Source organism: Adhaeribacter rhizoryzae (genome assembly GCF_008629685.1).
GTDB lineage: Bacteria > Bacteroidota > Bacteroidia > Cytophagales > Hymenobacteraceae > Adhaeribacter > Adhaeribacter rhizoryzae.
In genome coordinates this window covers 38,039-62,210 of the sequence record NZ_VWSF01000006.1, presented here as the reverse complement: position 1 = coordinate 62,210, position 24,172 = coordinate 38,039, and the positions used below count along the sequence as shown (strand labels likewise).

General features: G+C 43.3%; 19 protein-coding genes. 11 read left to right on the top strand and 8 right to left on the bottom strand.

Annotated features, from left to right (window positions below; translation table 11 throughout):
• Positions 1 to 64 precede the first annotated feature (64 nt).
• Positions 65 to 1,072, top strand: coding sequence for a hypothetical protein (locus tag F0145_RS10025; RefSeq protein ID WP_150088275.1), 1,008 nt, complete (start codon positions 65 to 67; stop codon positions 1,070 to 1,072).
• A 96-nt stretch (positions 1,073 to 1,168) separates the two neighbouring features.
• On the opposite strand, the gene F0145_RS10020 is transcribed toward F0145_RS10025, so the two are convergent.
• The 4 genes from F0145_RS10020 to F0145_RS10005 form a co-directional block, all read right to left on the bottom strand.
• Positions 1,169 to 2,359: a class I SAM-dependent rRNA methyltransferase gene (locus F0145_RS10020; RefSeq protein WP_150088274.1), complete on the bottom strand. Its 1,191-nt coding sequence runs from the start codon at positions 2,357 to 2,359 to the stop codon at positions 1,169 to 1,171.
• Positions 2,360 to 2,449: 90 nt separating this feature from the next.
• Complete coding sequence (locus F0145_RS10015; RefSeq protein WP_223815950.1) at positions 2,450 to 3,337, bottom strand: alpha/beta hydrolase; 888 nt, start codon at positions 3,335 to 3,337, stop codon at positions 2,450 to 2,452.
• Positions 3,338 to 3,448: 111 nt separating this feature from the next.
• Entirely contained in the window at positions 3,449 to 4,666 is a 1,218-nt protein-coding gene (gene nhaA / locus F0145_RS10010) for a Na+/H+ antiporter NhaA (RefSeq protein ID WP_150088272.1), read from the bottom strand.
• Between the two features lie 157 nt (positions 4,667 to 4,823).
• A complete protein-coding gene (locus F0145_RS10005; RefSeq protein WP_223815948.1) occupies positions 4,824 to 5,723 on the bottom strand; it encodes a lysophospholipid acyltransferase family protein in 900 nt (299 codons plus the stop codon).
• Positions 5,724 to 5,821: 98 nt separating this feature from the next.
• Between F0145_RS10005 and F0145_RS10000 the strand changes: the two genes are divergently transcribed.
• The 5 genes from F0145_RS10000 to F0145_RS09980 all read left to right on the top strand — a co-directional run bounded on the left by F0145_RS10000 (position 5,822) and on the right by F0145_RS09980 (position 12,986).
• Positions 5,822 to 6,445, top strand: a complete 624-nt coding sequence (locus F0145_RS10000) for a WbqC family protein (protein WP_150088271.1) — start codon at positions 5,822 to 5,824, stop codon at positions 6,443 to 6,445.
• Positions 6,446 to 6,532: 87 nt separating this feature from the next.
• A complete protein-coding gene (locus F0145_RS09995; RefSeq protein ID WP_150088270.1) occupies positions 6,533 to 9,106 on the top strand; it encodes an ATP-dependent Clp protease ATP-binding subunit in 2,574 nt (857 codons plus the stop codon).
• Positions 9,107 to 9,244: 138 nt separating this feature from the next.
• Positions 9,245 to 10,804 carry an acyl-CoA carboxylase subunit beta gene (locus F0145_RS09990; protein ID WP_150088269.1) on the top strand — a complete coding sequence of 520 codons (1,560 nt, stop codon included), beginning with the start codon at positions 9,245 to 9,247 and terminating at the stop codon, positions 10,802 to 10,804.
• 168 nt (positions 10,805 to 10,972) lie between these two features.
• On the top strand, positions 10,973 to 12,043 hold the full coding sequence (locus F0145_RS09985) for a M42 family metallopeptidase (RefSeq protein ID WP_150088268.1): 1,071 nt from the start codon (positions 10,973 to 10,975) through the stop codon (positions 12,041 to 12,043).
• Between the two features lie 136 nt (positions 12,044 to 12,179).
• Positions 12,180 to 12,986: a helical backbone metal receptor gene (locus tag F0145_RS09980; RefSeq protein WP_150088267.1), complete on the top strand. Its 807-nt coding sequence runs from the start codon at positions 12,180 to 12,182 to the stop codon at positions 12,984 to 12,986.
• Position 12,987: 1 nt separating this feature from the next.
• Here F0145_RS09980 and aroA read toward each other — a convergent pair whose 3' ends face one another.
• Entirely contained in the window at positions 12,988 to 14,235 is a 1,248-nt protein-coding gene (aroA, locus tag F0145_RS09975; RefSeq protein ID WP_150088266.1) for a 3-phosphoshikimate 1-carboxyvinyltransferase, read from the bottom strand.
• Positions 14,232 to 15,323, bottom strand: coding sequence for a 3-dehydroquinate synthase (aroB, locus tag F0145_RS09970; protein ID WP_223815946.1), 1,092 nt, complete (start codon positions 15,321 to 15,323; stop codon positions 14,232 to 14,234). Before aroB ends, aroA begins: the two co-directional genes overlap by 4 nt.
• Positions 15,324 to 15,470: 147 nt before the next feature.
• On the opposite strand from aroB, the gene F0145_RS09965 reads away from it, so the two are divergent.
• Both F0145_RS09965 and F0145_RS09960 read left to right on the top strand, forming a co-directional pair.
• Positions 15,471 to 16,661, top strand: a complete 1,191-nt coding sequence (locus F0145_RS09965) for a proline dehydrogenase family protein (RefSeq protein WP_150088265.1) — start codon at positions 15,471 to 15,473, stop codon at positions 16,659 to 16,661.
• Positions 16,662 to 16,968: 307 nt separating this feature from the next.
• The gene (locus F0145_RS09960) at positions 16,969 to 17,700 is read left to right on the top strand and encodes a hypothetical protein (RefSeq protein ID WP_317133172.1); all 732 of its coding nucleotides are present in this window, start codon (positions 16,969 to 16,971) and stop codon (positions 17,698 to 17,700) included.
• Between the two features lie 68 nt (positions 17,701 to 17,768).
• Here F0145_RS09960 and F0145_RS09955 read toward each other — a convergent pair whose 3' ends face one another.
• Positions 17,769 to 18,587: an energy transducer TonB gene (locus F0145_RS09955; RefSeq protein ID WP_150088264.1), complete on the bottom strand. Its 819-nt coding sequence runs from the start codon at positions 18,585 to 18,587 to the stop codon at positions 17,769 to 17,771.
• A 158-nt stretch (positions 18,588 to 18,745) separates the two neighbouring features.
• Between F0145_RS09955 and F0145_RS09950 the strand changes: the two genes are divergently transcribed.
• The 3 genes from F0145_RS09950 to F0145_RS09940 all read left to right on the top strand — a co-directional run bounded on the left by F0145_RS09950 (position 18,746) and on the right by F0145_RS09940 (position 22,409).
• Positions 18,746 to 19,327 carry an RNA polymerase sigma factor gene (locus tag F0145_RS09950; RefSeq protein ID WP_150088263.1) on the top strand — a complete coding sequence of 194 codons (582 nt, stop codon included), beginning with the start codon at positions 18,746 to 18,748 and terminating at the stop codon, positions 19,325 to 19,327.
• A complete protein-coding gene (locus F0145_RS09945; RefSeq protein WP_150088262.1) occupies positions 19,320 to 20,006 on the top strand; it encodes a TonB family protein in 687 nt (228 codons plus the stop codon). The genes F0145_RS09950 and F0145_RS09945 overlap by 8 nt, the downstream gene beginning before the upstream one ends.
• Before the next feature lie 315 nt (positions 20,007 to 20,321).
• Positions 20,322 to 22,409 (top strand): carboxy terminal-processing peptidase, encoded by a 2,088-nt coding sequence (locus F0145_RS09940; protein WP_223815945.1) that lies wholly within the window; start codon positions 20,322 to 20,324, stop codon positions 22,407 to 22,409.
• 411 nt (positions 22,410 to 22,820) lie between these two features.
• Here the strand turns inward: F0145_RS09940 and F0145_RS09935 are convergent, their stop codons facing one another.
• Positions 22,821 to 23,735, bottom strand: a complete 915-nt coding sequence (locus tag F0145_RS09935) for a PorP/SprF family type IX secretion system membrane protein (protein ID WP_150088260.1) — start codon at positions 23,733 to 23,735, stop codon at positions 22,821 to 22,823.
• Positions 23,736 to 24,172: the final 437 nt, after the last annotated feature.

Here is a 24,172-nt window from a genome sequence, read left to right as displayed (position 1 = left end):
CTGTGCCGTTTACTTAACAAACTATTTATTTATTCATATTCTAAACCCCAAAACCTCCACACAAATGAAAAATTTATTCAAACATTCGCTCTTTACCCTATTGTTTTGTTGTTTCTTCCTCTCCTGTTCCAAAGACGACCAACTATCTGGTGTGGCGCCTGTTTCAAGTACCTCAAATTCTTTGGATGATTGCTCCCAATGCACGAACCTAGATTTAAACAAAATTACAGGTTCCGAAAGTAGTCCTAGTTTAAGTTTAGTAGGCTCTGTAACGGTATGCCAGGATGCAAACAATATTTATATAACCTTTATAACCGGTAACGGAGAAAAATTAATTAAGACGCAGGTTGGCTTTTTGGAGGACCCAACCGCAATCAATCCTTCGCCAAAATATGCTTTTGATAGAGATTTCTTAGCCTCTGACAATATTAGCTTATCTACGATGACGGTTCCTTTAAGCGATATTGCAGCAGTTCCGGGCAATGTGTTAAATATTTTTGCTTTAGCAACTGTTCAGGGTAATGGACAAGCTTGGGCCGGTACTTTGTCTTTTGATTTAAGCGGCTACCCGCACTCCCGTTATTTTACCTATACTGTTAAAGATTGCACTACACCTCCTCCAACCGAAGATGGTTGTTCTTTCTCATTAGGATATTATTTTGCTAAGCCTAATGTAGAATGGCCAAACAGCACGCTTGAATGCCCTAACGGTTCTGTAATATTAGGTTCTAATACGTATTGCAAAGAAGTAGCCCGCGATATTTTCCGTACTTCAAATGCCAAAACTGGTATGACCGATGCGAAAATGGCCTTTTTACAAGCCAGTGCCATTAAGTTAAGTATTGCCAGCGGCAAAGCTGTAAATTTATCATGGGTTGATTCCACTACTGGCCTTTCAGTTGCGCAAGCTTTAGCCTTTATAGATACTTTTTATACCGGCAAATTAGCCACGCCCGCTAACATTAATACCAAGTCCTTTAATACTGGTACCACTAACTTAAAAAACGCGGCCAAAACTTTAGACGATTATATACAAAAGTTCCATTGCGGCGCCATTGTGCCTATTGTATAGTCTTGTAAATAAAACATAAACTAATAAAAAAGGCGGCCGGTTAATACCGTCCGCCTTTTTCAATGTTAGCAAATTTAAATTAATAGGTAAAACATGCTACTCTACATACAATACCAAACCTTTTAAATATTCCCCTTCGGGATGGTAAATGCTTACCGGGTGATCGGCGGGCTGGCTGAGTTGGTGCATAATTTTAATATTGCGGCCGGCTTCAATAGCAGCGGCCATAACCGTATTGTTAAATAAATACCGGTCTACAACCTGCGAGCAGGAAAAAGTAAATAAAATACCGCTGGGTTTAATGTGTTTTATACCTTCAACGTTTAGGCGTTTATAACCCATAACGGCATTGTGCCGCACGTTCTGGTGCTTGGCAAAAGCCGGTGGGTCCAAGATAATTATATCGTACGTAGCCGGGTTTTCTTTCAGGAAAGAAAAGGTATCAACCGCAAAAGATTCGTGCCGATCGGCAGTACCGTTTAGTTCAACATTTTTATCGGTGAGTTCAATGGCTTTTTTAGAACTATCCACGGAATGCACCAAACTTGCCCCGGCATTAAGCGAATAAATAGAAAACCCGCCGGTATAGCAAAAGGTATTCAGTACCGATTTGCCTTGGGAATATTGCGCCAGCAAAGAGCGGTTTTCGCGCTGATCGATGAAGAAGCCGGTTTTTTGTCCGTGCACCCAGTCTACCGTAAATTTATTATTATTTTCCTGTACTACCTGGCTGTCGGTGGCTTCCCCAATCAGGTAACCGTTGGTTGCTTGGGCGGCAGCTTTGGCCAGCAGGGTTTCGGCGCTTTTATCGTAAACGGCTGTAATGGTGGGCGCACCTACTTCTACAATGGCCTGGGCTAAGGTTTCGCGGATGCGGTACATGCCAATGGTGTGGCATTGCATTACGGCGGTATTATTATACACATCTACTACCAGGCCGGGCAAACTATCTCCTTCGGCAAAAACCAGCCGGTACACATTGGTATTGTTATTTTCTATAAAATTTAATGCCCGCCGGTAGGTGTAAGCCTGGTTTATTCTTTCTTTCCAGAAATTAAAATTAAGTTCTACGCGCTCAAAAGAAAATATCCGCACGGCAATAGAACCGCCGGGTTGGTAATGACCGGTGCCCAAATATTCGCCGCCGGCACTAAATACTTCTACAGCTTCGCCTTCTGCTACTTCGCCCTGTATTTTTTTAATAGCCCCGGAAAAAACCCAGGGGTGGCGGCGCTTCAGCGAATGGTCTTTTCCGCCGTGCAGGATTACGCGGGCAAATTCTTTCATCTACAAAAATTTAAATTATTTCCGGCGGCAAAGGTACGGTTATTTATTCAAAAAATTCCGGCGCTGGTTGGTTAAACCTAAATGGCAGATTTACTTTAAAATTCTGGCTAAAGCTTCGCGGTAAACCGGAAAACTGCTTAAATTATTATGTCCGCCGCCTTTAATTACTACCAGGTTATTGGAGTTATTTAGCAATTGCGCCAATTTTTTGCCGGAACTAAAAGGTACAACTTCATCGGCGGTACCGTGGAAAATATAAACCTGACAGCTTACCTTTTTTATCCATTTATCGGAGCGGAATGTATATTTTAACAAAGCCGAAACGGGCAAATAAGGATAATGGGTTTTGGCGACATCGGCAAAATTATAAAAAGGTGTTTCTAACAAGAGTTGCTTCGGTTTATTATCGGAGGCCAGTTTGGTAGCCACACCGGTTCCAATAGAGCGGCCAAATATTATTATTTGTTCTTCCGAAAAGCTTTGCCGCAGATAATCATAAGTTAATTGCGCATCCTGGTATAAATTATCAGGGCTTAATTTTCCGGTACTTTTACCAAAGCTGCGGTAATCGGGCATAAACACATCGTAGCCGTAAACCAGCAATTCTTCGGCTAAATAACCCCACGAACGCAAACTGCCGGCGTTGCCATGAAAATAAAGCATAACTCCTTTGGGTTGTTTAGCCTTAAAATGCAGCGCATGTATTTGGTTACCATCGGGCGTATTTAAATATATTTCTTTAAATGGCTGCTGAAACGGGTAGCGGTAAGCAACCGGTACCTTCTCCGGAAAAAATATTAACCTATCCTGCACCCAAAAAACTACGCCCATCAGGATCAGGAATATTCCGGCTACCAGGCAAAGCATTATTATACTAACCTTCAACATAGAAATCCGGCATTCGGGAATACGGCGATTACTGAAAAAGTAAAGTAATTTTTCCTGACTTTTCTCGGGTGCCAAAACAGTAAACTTCACCCAAGAGTGATGCAGCACTTAAATATTAGCCGCATTTAATCCGCCAACTTTTGAGTTATTACAAAAGTGCTACCCAGCATAATTTATTAAGCAGCAATATTTTTGTTAAGTTTATTTATGCTGGATTATTGTTTTATCGGCTGTAACAGTCTTTTTACCTAGCCATTTCAGAACGACAAAACCTACTAAGCCAGCTAAAAGAGAGGCTATCAGAATAGAAAACTTGGCTTCAGTTTGGTGAAGCGGATTGCTAAAAGACAACAAAGCAATAAATATAGACATGGTAAAACCGATGCCCGCAAGTATGCCGGCCCCCAATATTTGCGACCACCTTACGCCACTGGGTAGACTGCTGATTCTTAAATTTACCGATAGCCACGAAATTAAAGTAATACCCAACGGCTTGCCTATAAATAAGCCCAAAATAATGCCCAACCCTAAATTGCTGGTAAGACCATCTATCATGTCGGCCTCGAACCGGATGTTGGTATTAGCTAACGCAAATAAGGGCATGATAAAAAAGTTTACCGGTTTGGTTAACCCGTGTTCTAATTTTTCCAGGGGAGATTCTTCGGCGCCCGGAGTGGTGGGCAACGTAAGGGCCGTAAGTACGCCGGCAATAGTGGCATGAATACCGGAGTGATGAATAAAATACCACATAAATACTCCCGGAATAAGGTAAAAAGCTAAATTTTTGAAGCCGAGTAAGTTAAAAGCTATCAGCAGGGCAAAAACTCCGCCGGCGTATAATAAATAATTCAGGTGCATCTCCGTGGAATAAAATAAAGCAATTACCAGAATAGCCCCTAAATCATCGACAATGGCCAGGGCGGTTAAAAATACTTTTAAAGAAAGCGGTACCTGCTTGCCCAAAAGGGAAAGCACCGCAATGGCAAAGGCAATATCGGTAGCCATGGGTATACCCCAACCATTGGCTGTATCGGTACCATTATTTAACAAGGCATAAATAGCGGCCGGCACTAACATACCCCCTACTGCTGCAAATACCGGTAAGGCCGCCTGTTTAAAAGAAGAAAGCTCCCCTTCTACCAATTCCCGCTTTATCTCCAACCCAACCAACAGAAAAAATATGGCCATTAGCCCGTCGTTAATCCAAAGCAGCACCGAATAACGTAGTTCCAGGTTACTGGACTGGTAACCTATTTCGCGGGAAAGTAAATGCTCGAAGCCCGTACCTAGTGGTGAATTAGCAATAATTAAGGAAAAAATTAAGCAGGCAATCAGGATAATTCCGCCGGCAGAACCAGACTTTAAAAATTCGCGAAAAGTTTTGCGGTTAAAGAATTTAGGACGAATAGTATTTACCATATCAGCGCTTTTGTTTTGAGTAAAACAGCAATAATAATTCTCCTTTTACCCCATAATTGGGCAAACGAACTTATGAAACCGGCAAATTAGGAAAATAAAACTATTTCTCCCGATTAAAAGGCGTGTTGAAGAGTATCCAAGCTAAATTATCAGCGGCTTACGCGTCGGCTGGCCGCTTGTGCTTCCAGCGCCGGTGCGACCATAAATAATCGGCGGGATAGCGTTGTACCCATTTTTCCAACTCGCGGGCATAGGCTTCAATTACACTGTAGTCTTCGGGGTTGGTAACACTACCTTTTTCGGCTAATAATTGAAACGTAAATTGGTAATAACCGCGTTTTATACGTTCGGCTCCCACAAATACCACCGGGTACTTAAAAGCCGCAGCTAGCTTATCGGCTCCCACGTAAAAAGCGGTATCCTGGTTTAAAAAATTGGTCCAATATTGTATTTCGCCGCGGGGCGGAATTTGGTCGGAGAGCAGGCATAAAATACGGGGCTCCTGCCGGTGCAATACCAGGTGGCGCAATACTTCTTTCATCCGAACCGGGTAAGCCCCCAACCGGCTGCGCAGAAAACGCATGTACACTTCAAAAAAAGGATTGCTTAGTGGTTTGTAAACGCCATCCATGGGCGCCGAAAATATATTAGTTGAAGCTGCCAGTTCCCATTCCCAGTTGCCGGCGTGCGAACTTAAACCAATAACCGAAGTACCCTGATTGGTATATTCCTGCAGCAACTCCCAATTTTGGTAACTAACCCGCCGCTGCAGCTCGGCCACCGAAATACTGCCTAATTTCAATATTTCGAAAATAATATCGGCCAGGTTATGGTAAAATTGTTTGGCTATCCGGTGAATTTCGGCGGTACTTTTATCTGGAAAAGAGTTTTTAAGATTGCTGTAAACTACTTTTTTGCGGTACTGTACCACATAAAAAAGTAAAAAATAAACAAAATCGGCCAGCAAGTATAAGAACTCAAAAGGTAAATGCGAAAGCCCCTGTAGCAGCCACCACAACGGGTAATCGCGTTTGCGCAAGGCTGGTTTTTTGAGCACGGTATTTGTTAGTGTAATAACTAATTTGTAATTTAAATCGGTTTAAAAGATAAAATTATGCTAATATAGCAAAAGTCTTAGGCCGCTGCTTACCCAACATGATTTTATTAACCGAAATACAATATAACCCCAGCATTGCCTATTTTCAGCAGGTGCTTCGGGCCGAAAGTATTTTAATTGAACAACACGAACACTATATAAAACAAAGTTACCGGAACCGGTGCCGGATTCTAACGTCGCACGGTCCCCAGGATTTAACTATTCCGGTAAAGAAAGGAAACCGCAAAACCAAAATAACCGAACTCGAAATAGACTACAGCCAGGATTGGATTAAGGTGCATTGGCGCAGTATCCGCTCGGCTTATGGCAGTGCCCCGTTCTTTGCGTATTACAGCGATTACCTGCAACAGATTTATGAACGAAAGAACACGTATTTGTTCGAATTAAATCTGGCGCTTTTACGTTTCTTTATGAAATGCCTGAATATTAAAAAACCGATTTTACTCACCGAATCGTATATTCCGGCATACACAGGAGCCGTTGCAGATTTTCGCAACAAAATACATCCAAAGTTAAACTCTGCCATTTTGGACATTAAACAATACAATCAGGTTTTTGGCAAACAATTTGTACCTGACTTGAGTATAATTGATGTATTGTTTTTACAAGGCCCGGAGGCCCTATTTTATTTACAGGCCAGCCCCGCCGCTCCTGAACATTAACAAGCTGTTGCTTGTTTACCTAAGAGGCAAAGCTGTTTAGGCAAGCATCAGAAATTAAACATTACTTACTATTTTATCTTTTAATAAATGGAAGCTAAATTCTCAAATAGAGTGAAGGAGGTAATCTCGCTCAGCCGTGAAGAAGCTATTCGCCTGGGGCATGACTATATAGGTACCGAACACTTATTGTTGGGCATGATCCGGGAGGGCGAAGGCACGGCGATAACCTTGTTGAAAAAACTTGGCGTTTCGATCGACGAATTAAAATATGCACTGGAGCAGGCTACCCGTAATACGGCTTCGCACAACACCAGTATTACCGGCAGTATACCGCTGACGAAGCAAACCGAAAAAGTATTGAAGATTACGTACCTGGAGGCAAAGATTTTTAAGAGTGATATTATCGGTACGGAACATTTGTTGCTTTCCATCCTGCGGGATGAAGATAATATTTCATCACAAACTTTAGCCAAATTCAACGTGAACTACGAAGCAATCAGAGATTCACTGGATTATCAGAATAATAATCCAATGGCGTCATCCGACACCGATGATGATAACGATAATGATAAATTATTTGGCAGCTCGGGTTCTGCCAAAGGCAGTACTGCTAAAAAGCCCGGCGAAAAATCGCGTACTCCGGTACTCGATAATTTTGGCCGCGACCTGACTAAACTCGCCGAAGACGATAAACTTGACCCTATTGTGGGCCGGGAAAAAGAAATTGAGCGGGTAGCCCAGGTACTCAGCCGCCGTAAGAAAAACAACCCGATATTAATTGGCGAACCGGGTGTTGGTAAAACCGCCATTGCCGAAGGCTTGGCGCTGCGCATTGTGCAGAAAAAAGTATCGCGCGTATTGTTTAACAAGCGAGTGGTAACTTTAGACCTGGCTTCTTTGGTAGCTGGTACCAAATACCGGGGTCAGTTTGAAGAGCGGATGAAAGCCGTTATGAACGAGCTGGAAAAATCGCCGGATGTAATATTGTTTATAGATGAGTTGCATACCATTGTGGGCGCCGGTGGCGCTTCCGGATCATTGGATGCCTCTAACATGTTTAAACCGGCTTTGGCCCGCGGCGAAATTCAATGCATCGGGGCTACTACCCTGGATGAGTATCGCCAATACATTGAGAAAGATGGTGCTTTGGCCCGTCGTTTCCAGATTGTAATGGTAGACCCAACCACGCCGGAAGAAACCATCGAGATTCTGAACAACATTAAAGACAAGTACCAGGATCACCACCATGTAATTTATACCGATAAGGCCATTGAAGCCTGCGTTAAATTATCGGACAGATACATGAGCGACCGGTTCTTACCAGACAAAGCCATTGATATTCTGGACGAAGCTGGTGCCCGCGTACACATTAATAATATTGTAGTACCGGAAGATATTCTGAAACTGGAAGAACAGATTGAGAATATTAAAACCGAGAAAAACCGGGTAGTAAAAAGCCAGAAATACGAAGAAGCGGCCCAACTGCGCGATAAAGAAAAACGCCTGCTAGACCAACTGGATATAGCTAAAAAGAACTGGGAAGACGAAACCAAGAAAAAACGCTATACCGTTAAAGAAGAAAACGTAGCCGAAGTAATTGCCATGATGACCGGCATTCCGGTAAAACGGATTGCCCAAAACGAAAGCCAGAAATTACTGAGCATGGGCGATGAGCTCCAGGACAAAGTAATTGGCCAGGAAAAAGCCATCAAGCAATTAGTAAAAGCTATTCAGCGTACCCGGGTGGGTCTGAAAGATCCGAAAAAGCCGATTGGTTCTTTTGTATTCTTAGGCCCAACCGGGGTTGGTAAAACCGAATTAGCGAAAGTATTGGCTACTTACCTCTTCGATAAAGAAGACGCTTTGGTGCGCATTGACATGAGCGAGTACATGGAGAAATTCAGTGTATCGCGGTTGGTAGGAGCGCCTCCGGGCTACGTAGGTTATGAAGAAGGTGGGCAGTTAACGGAGAAAATTCGTCGGAAGCCTTATAGTGTAATCTTGCTGGATGAGATTGAGAAAGCGCACCCGGATATTTATAACTTGTTGTTGCAGGTACTCGACGATGGCGTGCTGACCGATGGTTTAGGCCGGAAAGTTGACTTCCGGAACACCATTATTATCATGACTTCGAATATTGGGGCCCGCGATTTACAGGATTTTGGCGCCGGTATTGGTTTCTCAACCAAAGCCAAGCAAGAAAATCTGGATGATATTATGCGGGGTACTATCTCCAACGCGCTGAAGAAAACCTTCTCGCCGGAGTTCCTGAACCGTCTGGATGATGTAATCGTTTTTAACTCGTTGGGTCGCGAAGATATTCATAAAATTATTGATATCTCTTTGAGCAAACTGTTTAAGCGCTTAGAAACTTTAGGTTACAAAATTGAACTGACCGATAAGGCCAAAGATTTTGTAGCGGATAAAGGTTACGATCCCAAATACGGTGCGCGTCCTCTGAACCGGGCCATTCAGAAATACCTGGAAGACCCAATTGCGGAAGAAATTCTGCGGGCCGATGTGACCAACGGTGACATAATTATTGCCGACCACGAAGAAGGAAAAGAAGTATTAACTTTCCGTTCTGAGAGCAGCGGCAAACCAAAGCTACCTGAGGAATCATCAGAATCAGCTCCGGCAGATCCAAAGACTGGTGAATAATATTAGATTTAAATAATAAAGGCTGGCCATTAGGTCAGCCTTTTTTTTGCCTATTTTAAGGCAAAATATAGTACGTTTAAAAGTTTTTATAGCAGAGTTTTTTATAACTTTGACCACTCTTGTTGATACAATATTTGTATGTCAGAAACCAGCGCAGGAAGCAAAATAGAAGTACTTAACCGAAAAAACGCCGAGGCTTTGTTGGGGGGCGGCCAAGACCGGATTGATGCCCAGCACAATAAAGGTAAACTCACTGCCCGCGAACGCCTAGATTTACTGCTGGATGCCGGTTCTTTCGAAGAAATCGGAAAATTTGTCATGCACCGTTCTAAAGATTTTGGACTGGATAAAGAATATTACTTAGGCGATGGCGTAGTAACCGGATATGGTACTATTAACGGAAGGCTGGTCTATGTCTTCTCGCAGGATTTTACGGTTTTTGGCGGTTCGCTTTCTGAAACACACGCCGAAAAAATTGTAAAAATTATGGAGCTGGCCATGAAAAACGGCGCGCCCGTTGTTGGCCTGAACGATTCCGGTGGAGCCCGGATACAAGAAGGTGTGGTTTCGTTGGGTGGCTATGCCGATATATTTTACCGGAACACCCTGGCCTCGGGCGTAATTCCGCAAATATCGGCTGTAATGGGCCCTTGCGCGGGTGGGGCCGTTTATTCGCCGGCCATTACCGATTTTATTTTAATGGTGGAGAATACCTCTTACATGTTTGTAACGGGACCCAATGTGGTAAAAACAGTTACCCACGAAAACGTTACTTCCGAAGAATTAGGCGGTGCCAGTACCCACAGCACTAAAAGCGGGGTTACCCATTTTTCCTGCGCCAACGAGCTGGAATGCATTCAGTACATTAAAAAACTATTAAGCTACATTCCGCAAAATTGCGAAGATACCACGCCGCACCAAGCTTACGAAGCTACCGACGATGAGTACCGCAAAGTTTTGGATGCCATTATTCCGGAAAATCCAAATCAGCCTTACGATATGCGCGAAATTATTGAAGGCATTATTGACGAAGGCAGCTTTTTTGAAGTACATAAAAATTTTGGCGAAAATATAGTAGTGGGTTTTGCGCGTCTGGCCGGCCGCAGCATTGGCATTGTAGGTAACCAACCCGCGGTTTTAGCCGGTGTATTAGATATTAATGCCAGTACCAAAGCTGCGCGTTTCGTCCGGTTCTGCGATTGCTTTAATATTCCGTTGCTGGTACTCGAAGATGTACCGGGCTTTTTACCGGGTACCGACCAGGAATGGCGGGGCATTATCAGCAACGGAGCAAAATTACTATTTGCCTTTTGCGAAGCTACAGTGCCTCGCATTACCGTTATTACCCGCAAAGCTTACGGCGGTGCCTACGATGTTATGAACTCGAAACACATTGGCGCTGATTTGAATTTTGCCTGGCCTTCCGCCGAAATTGCCGTAATGGGTGCCAAAGGTGCGGCCGAAATAATATTTAAGCGTGAAATAGCCGCCGCCGAAGACCCGGAAGCCAAACTAGCCGAAAAAATTGCGGAGTTTCAGCAGAAGTTTGCTACACCTTACCGGGCCGCCCACCGGGGCTTTATAGACGAAGTAATTATGCCGGGGCAAACCCGGTTAAAACTAATAAAAGCCTTTAAAATGCTGGAAAACAAAGTAGCTACTTTACCCCGTAAAAAGCATGGCAATATTCCGCTATAAAAAATAAATATATTAAAATTTGAATATATGGAAAAATATTTATAATTTTAATTATTCAAATACAAATTAACGAACTCAGACCCAATACAACTTAGCCAATTAAACCGCTAAAAACAACAAACAAACAAAATGTTCATGGCTCAAAACCATGGACTAGTAATTAATAAGATGAAACAGGAAAGCTTTGCTTTTTTAGAGAAGTATTTAAACACTGCCTCGCCAACTGGGTTTGAGGCAGAAGGTCAGAAACTTTGGCTGGAGTATATTAAGCCCTATATTGATGAATATTTTGTAGATACGTACGGCACAGTAGTTGGCGTAATCAACCCCGAAGCCGAATACAAAGTAGTAATCGAAGCCCACGCCGATGAAATTGCCTGGTTTGTAAATTACATTACCGACCAAGGCTATATTTATGTTCGCCGCAATGGTGGTTCCGATGCTTTAATTGCCCCTTCTAAACGCGTAAATATTCATACGGCCAAAGGAACTGTAAAAGCAGTATTTGGCTGGCCGGCCATTCACGTGCGTAAAATAGAACAAGATAAAGCACCCACTATTGAAACCATATTCCTGGACTGCGGCGCTTCTTCGCGCCAGGAAGTAGAAGAGATGGGTATACACGTGGGCTCGGTTATTACCTTCGACGATGAGTTAACGGTAATGAACGAAAAATATCTCGTAGGCCGGGCGCTCGATAACCGCGTGGGTGGTTATATGATTGCCGAAGTAGCCCGGATGCTGCACGAAAACAAGAAAAAACTTCCCTTTGGTTTATACATCGTAAACGCCGTGCAGGAAGAAATTGGATTACGGGGCGCCGAAATGATTGCCCACCGCATTAAACCAAATGTGGCTATTATTACCGATGTAACCCACGACACCCAGGCACCCATGTACGAGAAAAAAACCAGCGGCGACATTCATTGTGGCAAAGGTCCGGTTATTACTTACGGGCCGGCGGTACAGAATAATGTACGCGATATGATTATCCGGGTGGCCCAGGAAAAAGAAATCCCGTTCCAGCGGGCATCGGCTTCCCGTGCCACCGGCACCGACACCGATGCCTTTGCTTACTCGCACGAAGGCGTAGCTGCGGCCCTTATTTCGTTACCGTTAAAATATATGCACACCACCGTAGAAACCGTGCATAAAGAAGATGTAGACAATGTATCGAAGCTGATTTACGAATTTTTAGTGCAACTAGAATCCGGTCACGATTTTCGATACTTCAAATAACACACACACACAACCTACACTCCTTACTAACGCTTCCTGGTTTTAAACCGGAAGCGTTTTTTATTTCCACGGCTTCTCTGCCTTCGCGGACTAATCATTTATATTTACCTTTATAAAAAATCCGGCATTTATTTACATGGCGTATCCGCAAACTTTTACCGACCAATTATCGCGGCAAATATTACTGGCAAAGGCTCCGCAACGAATTATTTCGCTGGTACCATCCCAAACCGAATTGTTATTTGATTTGGGCTTAGCCGATAAAATTGTTGGAGTGACCAAGTTTTGCGTGCATCCGGCTAACCTGGTAAAAGAAAAAGTAAAAATTGGGGGTACCAAAAACTTTAACTTCGAAATTATTCGGGATTTAAAGCCCGATTTAATTATTGGCAATAAAGAAGAAAATTACCCAGAAGGTATTCAGGCGCTGGCGCAGGATTACCCGGTTTGGGTGAGCGATATTTTTATGTTAGCCGATGCGCTGGCCATGATGGAGAATATTGCGCTATTAACCGAAACCAGCGAAGCGGCCGCAAAAATAATCCAGAATATTAAGGAGGGTTTTGCCCAATTAAAACCGGGGCCTTTTATTCCAGCCGCCTATTTCATTTGGAGAAATCCTTACATGAGCGTTGGGCACAATACTTTTATTCACGAGATGATGGCTGCGGCTGGCTTCCAGAATATATTTGGCAGTTTAAACCGCTACCCCATTATAACACCCGACGACCTGCAAAGCGCCTCACCCAAAGTTGTTTTTTTATCATCAGAGCCTTACCCTTTTAAAGAAAAACACCTGCGGGAAATTCAGGAAATATTGCCCCAAGCATTGGTAACGTTAGTTGACGGGGAGCTTTTTAGCTGGTACGGCAGCCGTTTGCAACAAACACCGCCGTTCCTGCAATATTTAAGAAAAGAATTAGAAGCAAGTTTACTTAATTAGCTTAGTTAGAAGCTTCTAAGGCAAACCCCATACTTTCTAAATCCTGCCAAAAGCGCGGGTAAGATTTCCGGACTACGTGTGGCTCGTGTATGGCAACTTTAGAAAGCAAAGCCAATGGCGCAAAGGCCATCGCCATCCGGTGATCTTCGTAGGTTTGGAACTCCGGTACCGAAGTAAAAGCAACGGCCGGTTTTACCCGGAAAACGCCATTGCCAATATCTTCCAGGTCACCGCCAATTTGGCGCAGCTCCTGTTGCAGGGCAGCAATCCGGTCGGTTTCTTTAATGCGTAAACTTTCTAAGCCACTCATTTCGGCCGCAATGCCTTTGGCAGCACACACTACCGCAATGGTTTGGGCCAAATCGGGGCAATCCGAAAAATCATAGGAAAACACGCGGGTTCTGGCGGTTTTGGTTAACGTTACGCTACCTTCGTTATAAGTAGTTTCTACCCCAATATTTTGCATAATAGTAGCAATGGCACTGTCGCCCTGAAACGAATTTCGGCGCAACCCTTTTAACTCTACTGTTGCTTCTTTCGCCAAGGCCACCATACTGTACCAGTAACTCGCACCCGACCAATCCGATTCAATAATATAGTGCGCGGGCTGATACATTTGAGGCGGTACGTGCACAATATTACCTTCAAAATGACCTTCCACGCCAAAATGCTTCATGAGGGCCAGCGTCATCTGAATGTAGGGCCGGGAACCAACTTTACCGGTTAGTTCCAGCGTCAGGCCGTTCGGAAACAAAGGCGCTACCATAAGCAATGCCGAAATATATTGGCTGCTAATATCGCCGCGCACTTGTAAGGTAGCCGGGTAGTTGTGGTTGCGATCAATGCCCCGGAAAGCCAATGGCGGGTATCCCTCCTGCCCTAAATAATCTATTTGGGCACCCAGTTCCCGTAAGGCATCTACCAGCACGCCAATGGGCCGTTGCAGCATGCGGGGAGTGCCGGTTATGGTTTTTTGCTGGCCAGTTACCGCCAGGTAGGCCGTCATAAAACGCATCACGGTGCCAGCATCTTCGGCGTTTAATTCAGTGGCGGTTTCTTGCAATAGCCGGGTAATTACCCGCGTATCGTTTGCTTCCGATAGATTATCTAGTTTAGAACCGGCTCCGGATAAAGCTTCAATAATTAAAGCCCGGTTGCTTTCGCTTTTAGAAGCCGGTAACGTTACAGTACCAGCTAAAATTTGCGTAGGATGGTATATATATAATAAGGATGAACCTGTAGCACTCATAAAGAACGGTAATAATTAAGAGAATCCTGAATATCTGCTAACGTAATAACCTGGTCGTAAACCGCGTTACCAATGCCCTGCAGCAGCGTACATTTAATAACTGAACCGGTATTTTTTTTATCCTGCAAAGCCAGAGCCGCAATAGCCGGTACACTGTCGGCGGTTATTTCTACTTTTTCGTAAATCGAGGTAATAAATAATTCGATTTGAGTTACCTCTTCCGAAGTTAACAACCCGCGTTGTTGCGAGAGGTAGCTTTCGCAAATTATACCCACCGCAATGGCTTCGCCGTGGAGTAAAGCTTGTCCGGGTTTTTCCAGCCGGTAAGTTTCCAGGGCGTGCCCCACCGTATGCCCAAAGTTTAATATTTTACGAAGCCCTCTTTCCAAAGGGTCGGCGGCTACTACTTCGGCTTTTATTCCTACAGATTCGGTAATTAAACCGGTCCAATCCTCGGTCAGCAAACCAATATTTTTCTGGGTTTCGAAAGATTCTTTTTTCCGGATGAGCCAGTGCTTAATAATTTCGGCGTAGCCCGATTTTAGTTCGGCTAAGGGCAACGTTTGCAGAAAATCCGGGTAAATAAATACTTTAAGCGGCTCCTGAAAAACCCCCAAATGATTTTTAAAGCCCCGAAAATCGACGCCGGTTTTGCCGCCCACGCTGGCATCTACCTGCGACAGCAACGTGGTGGGCACCTGTACAAAATAAATACCGCGTTTAAACACGCCGGCGCAGAAACCGCCCATATCGCCAATAACGCCTCCGCCCAAATTTACCAGCACCGACCAGCGGCTTAATTGCTGTTCGGTTAGTTCTTCCCAAATTTGCTCGCAGGTTTGCAGGTTCTTATGAATTTCGCCGCTTTTAACTTTTATTAAATGGTGCGGCGGTAAAATTGGTTCTACGTGGGGGTAACAGTGGTTGTAGGTATTCTCATCGGTCAGAACCACAATTTTATCAAAAGCCCGGTTCTTTAAAAATTCGCCTAGTTCTGTTAAAGAATCTTTCCCAATATGAATATTTTCGAACAAAATCAGCTTTGCTTTAGTGTGCTCAAAGTAAATACTAAAATAAACGCTACGCAAATATTAATCGTTTGGGGTTTTGAAACATCTTGTAGCCTGGGCAGGTTTAAGTTAAACAAAAAGATACATGCCATTTAAGTATTACTTTACCTTAATTGGCGGTTAAATTTGCAAAATATTGCTTAGGCATTCAACCATATATACTTCATGAATCCGGCTAATCCAGTTTCTTTTGATAATACCGCTATTGCCTTTGCTTCTAAATCGGACGCAGAACTTTTTAAAATGTATACGCTTTTCGCCACCATGAACAATAATTTTCTGGTGAAAACGGGTGGCAAACTGGTAAGTAAGGCTTTCCGGTGGAACTTACCGGTTAAATTTTTAATTAAGCCTACCATTTTCAGCCATTTTTGCGGCGGCGAAAATTTGCTGGAGTGCAACGAAGCCATTCAGAAACTGGCCGAAGGCAATATTGGCACCATCCTGGATTATTCGGTAGAAGGCGAAAACGACGAAAACAGCTTTGATGCGACTTACAAAGAAATTCTGGCTACCATTGAGAAGGCGCATCGCTCCCAAAATATTCCGTTTTCGGTTTTTAAAGTTACCGGCATCGGCGATGGCACCCTCCTGAAGAAAGTACAGGGTAAGGAAGCTTTAACGCCGGCCGAAGAACAAGCTTTTCAACGGGCTTACAACCGGGTAAACACTATTTGCGAAAGAGCGCATCGTTATCAGGTCCGGATTTTTATTGATGCCGAAGAGAGCTGGTTTCAGGAAACCATTGACCGCTTAGCCATAGACATGATGGCCCGCTATAACCAGGAACAGGTAATTGTTTACAATACGTACCAGCTTTACCGGCAAGATCGCTTAGATGTATTGCAGCAAGATTACCAGGATGCCGTAGCCGGCAGCTATATGCTGGGCGCTAAATTGGTGCGGGGTGCTTACCTCGAAAAAGAAGCCCGGGTAGCGCAGGAAAAAGGTTATCCGAACCCCATAAACCCCAACAAAGCCGCTACCGATAAATTATTTAACGATGCCATGGTTTTTTGCCTGGAGCATTTAGATAGAATAGCTTTTTGCGCCGGTACCCACAACGAAGAAAGTTGTTATTTGCTGGTAAAATTAATGGCTGAATATAATATTGCGCCGAACGATACCCGGGTATATTTTGCGCAGTTGTATGGCATGAGCGATAATTTATCTTATAACCTGGCAAACGCCGGCTACAACGTAGCCAAGTACGTACCCTACGGACCAGTAGAAGCGGTTATGCCTTACTTACTGCGGCGGGCCGATGAAAATACCGCTATAGCCGGCCAAAGCAGCCGGGAATTTAACCTGATAAAAAAAGAAATGAACCGGCGCAAAAAAGCAAAGGCTAAGTAAAAATACGGAAGGCTCTTTGCTTATACCGCACACCCGTCATGGTCAGATTTAAGCTAAAATCTGCAGACTAAATTAAAGCCTTTTATTAATATTTAAAATATTGGTTCAATATAGCCTACATCTTCAAAAAGATGCAGAAATATTGTTTTTCGTTAAAAAAATTTTAAAGCCCAAAACCAATAGGTTGCTACTTGTGGTTACCCGTATTTGTAACTAATTCCTGGTCGTATCGTTTAGTTTAAATTAGGTACCGGTTTTAAAACTGTTACTTATTGCAAACCAATATAAAATTAAAAACTTAACAACTATGGAAAATATCACAGGTAATAATGCTAACTCAGGCCGCGATTTTGATAATCAAAACAACGCTAATAACAATAATTTAAATAATACTTCCGGTTCTTCCTTAAATAACCTATCGGGTAGCAGCAGAGCCGGTTTAGACAACGACAGTAACCTAAATTCCGGCAGTTCTATGTCTGATTCCGGTATGAGTTCCGGCAGCTCCATGTCAGGCCACACTGGTTCTTCGCGTATAATGACCGGCATGTTCCGGGATCGCTCAAGTGCCGAACGGGCTTACAATTCGTTACATAGCCGAGGCTATACCAAAGACGATGTTAACTTAATTATGTCGGATGATACCCGGAAAAAACACTTTGGTGAAGATACCGCTAATACTGATTTAGGCGATAAAGCTTTGGAAGGTGCCGGCGCTGGTTCAGCAATTGGCGGTACTTTAGGAGCTATTGTGGGCGCGGTAGCCGCTATTGGTACTTCCGTAGCTATTCCGGGCTTAGGTTTAGTAGTAGCTGGTCCGTTGGCGGCTGGTTTAGCTGGTGCCGGTGCGGGTGGCTTAACTGGTGGTTTACTGGGCGCTTTGGTTGGCTCTGGTATTCCCGAAGATCGCGCTAAAGAATACGAACACGGCGTAAAAGAAGGCGGCATTGTTATGGGCGTGCATCCTCGCAACGATGACGATGCTACTTACCTGGAAAATGAATGGCGGAACAGCAACGGCGAAAGCATTTACCGTTAATTCATAATAATATATAAAAGCAAAAGCCCGGTTTTATTAAAACCGGGCTTTTGCTTTTATACAGAACCTTAATTTATCCGGAACCGGACCGGCAAAGTAAATCTTACCGGTACTGCCCGGTTGTGCTGCAAACCCGGTCGCCATTGGGGCATTAACCCTACTACCCTTTTTGCTTCTTCGCCGGCTCCGCCCCCAATATCCTGCAATATTTTAATATCTGATATTTGGCCGGTGGCACTCACCACAAACGTTAATATTACATTACCCTCTAGCCCACGGCTTTGGGCTTCGGCGGGATAGCGCAAATGCTTGCCAATAAATTTATACATAGCGGCTAACCCATCCGGAAATTCCGGCATTTTTTCTACCACTTCAAACGGACTGCTGCTTTCGGTAGCTGTACCTATTGCAGTACCGGGCTCATCCGTAATAACGGTCGTAATGGTTCCGGGTAAATCACCGGCCGTAGTTACTAAACCTGGCTCGGCGTGGCTAAAACTGTTTTGTTCCGGAATATTAGCGGTTACGGGAGTTAAGTCCGATACAATCTTAATTTCCCGGAAGGCTTTGGTTGCTGCTGTTGGCGGGGCCGTTACGGGCGCCGGCACAATTGGCTCTGCTGGTGGTTTCGGCAATATTGGTTCCGGCATTAAAGTAAGGGTTCTGTCTTTTATTTTGCTACTTTCTGTAGCAGTTGTAAATTGCGTTTGCTGCCCCCACAAAACTAACCCCATAATAAATAAAAATAAGGTTAACAGCGAAATGCTGGTGGCTTTTACTACCCGTAACGGATATTCCTGCCGGAGTACATACGCGCCATAAGCTTTATTTCGGCCCTCAAAGACAATATCGTCCAGGGAGGCCACAGAAAAGAATCCAGTGTTCATGATTGTTCGTTTATTTTAAGAATAAAAAATAAGGCGGAAGGATTCTCTGCAGAAAAGCTTCATTACTTAGAGGATGCACGGGTAATTTAGATTCCACAAAAGGCGCTAAAATTTATTTAATTATGGAATTTTAGCTTTTTTGCATCTCTTAATTAAATATGTTTAACCGCCGTAAAAAACCGCAATCTTATCATTCCGACGACGAACTGATTCGTTTGTACCGGGCTACGTCTGATCTAACTTTTGCGGCGGAGCTTTACCAACGCTATACGCACCTGGTTTATGGTATTTGCCTGAAGTACCTGAAAGACGAAGAAGACAGCAAAGACGCGGTAATGCAGTTATTCGAAAAAATATTGCAGGGCTTGCAAAACCAACCGGTACAAAAATTTGAAAGCTGGCTGTATGTAACCGCCAAAAATTATTGCCTCATGGTTTTGCGCGCCCGTAAAACCCGGGCCGGCAAAGTAATCAGGCAAGATTTATCGGAACTCGAAATTGCCGCCGAAGAAATATCGCCGGAAGCAGCTTTACACCAGGAAAACCAGTTAAACCAATTAGCAGAAGGCCTCAACCATATTCCGGAAGAACAGCGCCGTTGCGTGGAGCTTTTTTACCTGCATAAAAAATGCTATCAGGAAATTTCTGAGCTAACGGGTTACGATTTAAATAAAGTGAAGAGCTATATTCAGAACGGCAAGCGAAACTTAAAAATTTACCTGCAAAAGCACCATGAATAATAAATTATCAGTATCGGCTTTACCAGATAAACATTTGTCGGCGGATATTATGTACCAATATTTGCATAATGAATTATTGCCCGAAGAAAGGCACGAAGTAGAACGCCATTTACTTGAATGTAACCTTTGTGCCGATGCGCTGGATGGCCTAAGTACCTCTACAAAAGCCCAAACCGAACGCCAGCTTTTCGAAATAAATTACCACCTGAAAAGCCGTGCCGTGCACCGGCACCCCAATACCATACTGCAGCACTTAAAAAACTGGGGGCTAACTACGGCCATTTTGTTTTTAGTTTTACTGGCAGCATTAATGGTGTGGTATCAGGCAAAAAAAGCAGCTCCGGGTAGCACGCCTAACCCTGCTGTAACCGAAACCACCCTAACGCCGGCGCAGCCCCTGAACGGCCTACCCGCTTACCAGCAATATTTGCAGCAAAATAGCCGCTATCCGGCACAAGCCCGCCAACTTGGCATATCAGGCGAAGTTGTACTTAGTTTTACCGTTAACCCCGATAGCAGCCTGAGTAATTTACGGGTGGTGCGGGGCTTAACGCCGGAACTAAATGCCGAAGCTTTGCGCTTACTAAAAGAGGGTCCGGTTTGGGTACCAGCCCAGCGTTCCGGAACACCAATTACTCAAAATAAAACAATATCTATTCCGTTCCAGTTATCGAAATAAAGTTATTCTAATCCGGAGCTAAATAAACTAAATATTTTTTTCTACCTTACTCCGGAATAAACGAGTAACCGGCTGCGCCAGGCTAATTTGCAGGCAATTACCTAAATTTATATTTATGGGCTTGCCTTATAAATTAGTACTTATTTTATTCGATAAGAAAATGATGGAAATACCCCCATCTTTCTAAAATTACCGTACATTATTGGGTAAATGCCGTTTAAATATTAGGCACTACTTTTGATTAGAGTTAAACACAAATTATAATTTTTTAACAGTATGTTCTCCTATAGATCAAAAATATTAATTTATATAACTGTGTTGTTAGCTGTAGGCGTTTTGGCTTCGCTTAAGCTGCACAAATCACCGTTTGCTATTGATACGCCCACCGGCACGGTCGATAAAAATACGGTGTTATTAAAAGTAGTAATGCAAGGCCTGAACAGTGCGCATTTTCAGCCCGAGAAGGTAGATGATAATTTCTCGAAAAAGGTTTTTGATCTTTACATGAAGCGGCTGGACGTGAACAAGAAATTTTTAACGGAAGCCGACGTAACCGCCTTAAAAAAACACCAGCTGGCTATCGACGACCAGGTAAAATTAGGCACGCACGATTTCTTTGAACAAGCCAGTAAATTATACACCGACCGGGTAAAAGAAACCGAAGCTTATTACAAAGAAATATTAGCTAAGCCTTTCGACTTTGATAAAGAAGAAACCATTGAAACAGACCCGGATAAAGTTACCCGGCCCACAGACAAAGCTGCTTTAAAAGAAGCCTGGCGCAAATACCTGAAATATCAAACTTTAGGGCAATTATCCGAAATGATGGATATTCAGGAAAAAGCTAAAGAAAGAGGCGACGCTAAAGAGGCCGGCAAAACCTTTGCCCAATTAGAAGAAGAAGCCCGCAAAAAAGTAACCAAAACTTACGATGATTTTTACCGTCGTCAGAACCAGGCAACCAAAGAAGACCAGTTTTCTTTGTACATGAATGCCATTACCAACACTTACGACCCGCACACCGAATATTTTGCGCCGGAAGATAAAGCTTCTTTCGATATTGAAATGACCGGCCGGTTAGAAGGTATTGGTGCTTCGTTGCAGGAACGCGAAGGACAGATTAAAGTAGCCGAAATTGTACCGGGTAGTGCTTCTTACCGCCAGGGCGAATTAAAGGCCGGCGACGTTATATTAAAAGTAGCTCAAGCCAACCAGGAACCGGTAAGCGTAGAAGGTATGCGCCTGGATAATGCGATTAAAATGATTCGGGGTAAAAAAGGCACCGAAGTACGTTTAACCGTTAAAAAACCAGACGGCACTATAAAAATTGTTCCGATTATCCGGGAAGTAGTAATTCTGGAAGAAACTTACGCGCAATCGGCCTTAATTAACGAAGATGCCAAAGTAGGTTATATTCGGTTACCTAAGTTTTACGCCGACTTTAAACGCTCTGGTGGCCGCAACAGTGGCGAGGACGTACGCAAAGAAGTAGAGAAACTAAAACGCGAAGGTGCCAAAGGTATTATCCTGGATTTACGTACCAATGGTGGCGGTTCCTTATCTGATGCCGTAGAAATGTCGGGATTATTTATTCCGCAGGGCCCGATTGTTCAGGTAGAAACCAGTGGTTCGCAGCCGCAGGTTCTGGAAGATAAAGATCCGGCCGTGCAGTTCGATGGCCCATTGGTTGTAATGGTAAACTCCTTTAGTGCTTCGGCCTCCGAAATTGTAGCTGCTGCTTTGCAGGATTATAACCGCGCGGTAATTGTAGGTAGCCCCACTTATGGCAAAGGCACCGTACAACAGGTATTCGACTTGGATCAGGCTTTACAAGGTGGCCCGTACAGCGCTTTAAAACCATTTGGTTCGCTTAAACTTACCACCCAGAAGTTTTACCGCATTAATGGCGGCGCCACCCAGTTACGCGGTGTTACGCCGGATATTACCTTGCCCGATTTTTACAGCTATTTAGAGCAAGGCGAAAAAGACCAGGATTATCCGTTGCCTTGGGATGAAATTAAACCAGCTCGTTTTAAACCCTGGACGCCTAACTGGAATATGCAATCGCTGAAAGCAAAAAGCCAACAACGCCTGGCTACAAACCAAAGCTTTAAGCAAGTTACCCAGCAGGCCGAACGGATGAAAAAACGCATTGAAGCTTCTTCGCAATCTTTAAAATTAGCTACTTTCCGGGCCGATTTGAAAAAGAACCGGGAAGAAACCAAGCGTTACGAAAGTTTAGAAAAATCAATGCCAAGCCTGAAAACCTCGGCGCTGGCCACCGACTTAGCTACAGCTAAATCCGACACCATTAAGGTTGGCCGGTATAACAAGTTTGCAAAGAATATTCAGAAAGATATTTACGTGCACGAAGCTGTAGCCATTGTAAAAGACCAGTTATAAGAAACTGCTTCTTAGAAACAAAAAAGCCATCTGTTTAAACAGATGGCTTTTTTGTTTTAATCACCAAACTTAACGCTAAAATTAAAGTGTAATTATCTTAAATCTAATCTTTACTCATTGTGCTGTTAACGCCAAACAAAATCTTAATATTTAGTGCGGGCACCCTTCTTAATTATTACCGGTCTTAAGTCCTGCTTAATAAATAATATTAAGCCCTATCTGCTCGCATATTATTTAGAAGGCCATGGTGTTCTCATTCGTCATTCAGAAAGAAACTATACAGCAGGCAGCCAAATAATTTCCTGCCGGAATATTGTATTCTCAGCATGAGCCGGCCAGGATTACGCCAATTTTTATTTTTGGCTGTTGCGTAAAAGCAGTAAATAACTGAAGATCATCCTTTAGGAATAATTAAAACCGCACCCGCAAATTAGCTTCCAGTTCGTGTTTATAGAACTCCTTATAAGTGTTTTGGGGCACAGAGGCGGCTAATACTAAGTATACCTTTTCGCCGAAATTTAAGCCGCCGTTAAAAGACCAGGGCATTTGGGTATTATGTTCGCCGCGGTAAGAAGCGCCCAAAACTAAAAACTTCAGCACCGCCGTAGCATTATAAGTTAATTCCGATTTATCAGCAGCATCCAGGCCTTTTTGCATCAACACCGAAGGCGTTAAATTAAAATGCTCGCCAAACCGAATCTTAAAACCGCCCGTAATCAGCGCTTCCCGCATTTCCTGACGCGAAGCATCACCCTTAAATTCAAACGTCCGGCTCATCAGGTTCATAATAGAACCACCCAGAAAAAAAGGATGGGCATTAATCCAGATTCCGGCATCTAAATCCGGCCATACATCACTATCGTCGGAAGTTAAGTTCTGCCCATTTGGATCTAAACGGCGATAATCTTCATAACTAATATTCAAAAATTTGCCATTAACCTGCACGCCACCCGCTACCCTCAAATTTTTGGTAAGCTGTAAACCACGGGCATAAACAAACCCAAATCTGCCGCGGGTATAAGGATTAAACTTTTCTAAAGAAGCTACTACACCAATACCAGTCTGCAATTCGCGGGCGCCCGATGGCGCATGATAATAAACCAAAGCATTAGTTGGTCCACCCGGCTCCTGCATCGATAATTTGTGTCCGGTAATGCCAATTTCCCGTTTATTCTCGGAGCCGGCAAATGCCGGATTAAAAAAAACAAAATTGTGCTGGTATTGCTGCGGTATTATAGTTCTGATTTTAATAACCGGTATTTCCTGCGCGCGCAAGCTGGTTAAAGAAGATAATACAAGTAAAGAAAGTAGAGTAAAAATGCGCATGCGCTCTATATTAATTTTTCAATAATTAAAGTACTGCAATATTAATCATATTTACACAATTAAATTATAATTTTTTAAATATTTTTTCTTTACCATAAATAACCATCAGCAATATTTTACAACTATTTACCACTAAATAAGCACATTAAAACACATACTACAAGAAAAGATAATTTTAAATTTACCAATAATAAGTTTTAGCACAAACCCTTACAACCCAGCAGTAATTATTGCATTATATCTTATTAACATTATTTCTGCACAAAGTAGCTATAATTAAATAAACGTAGCTAAGCTAAAATTTTTGGTTTTTTAATAGGTACCTAACCCGATTTGTAATATTTCCCCTTCTTATACAGCCAGAAATAGCGTAAATACGCGCTTAGAAGAACACCAAATTTCTTAATACTAAAAATATTAGCATATAATTATTATGC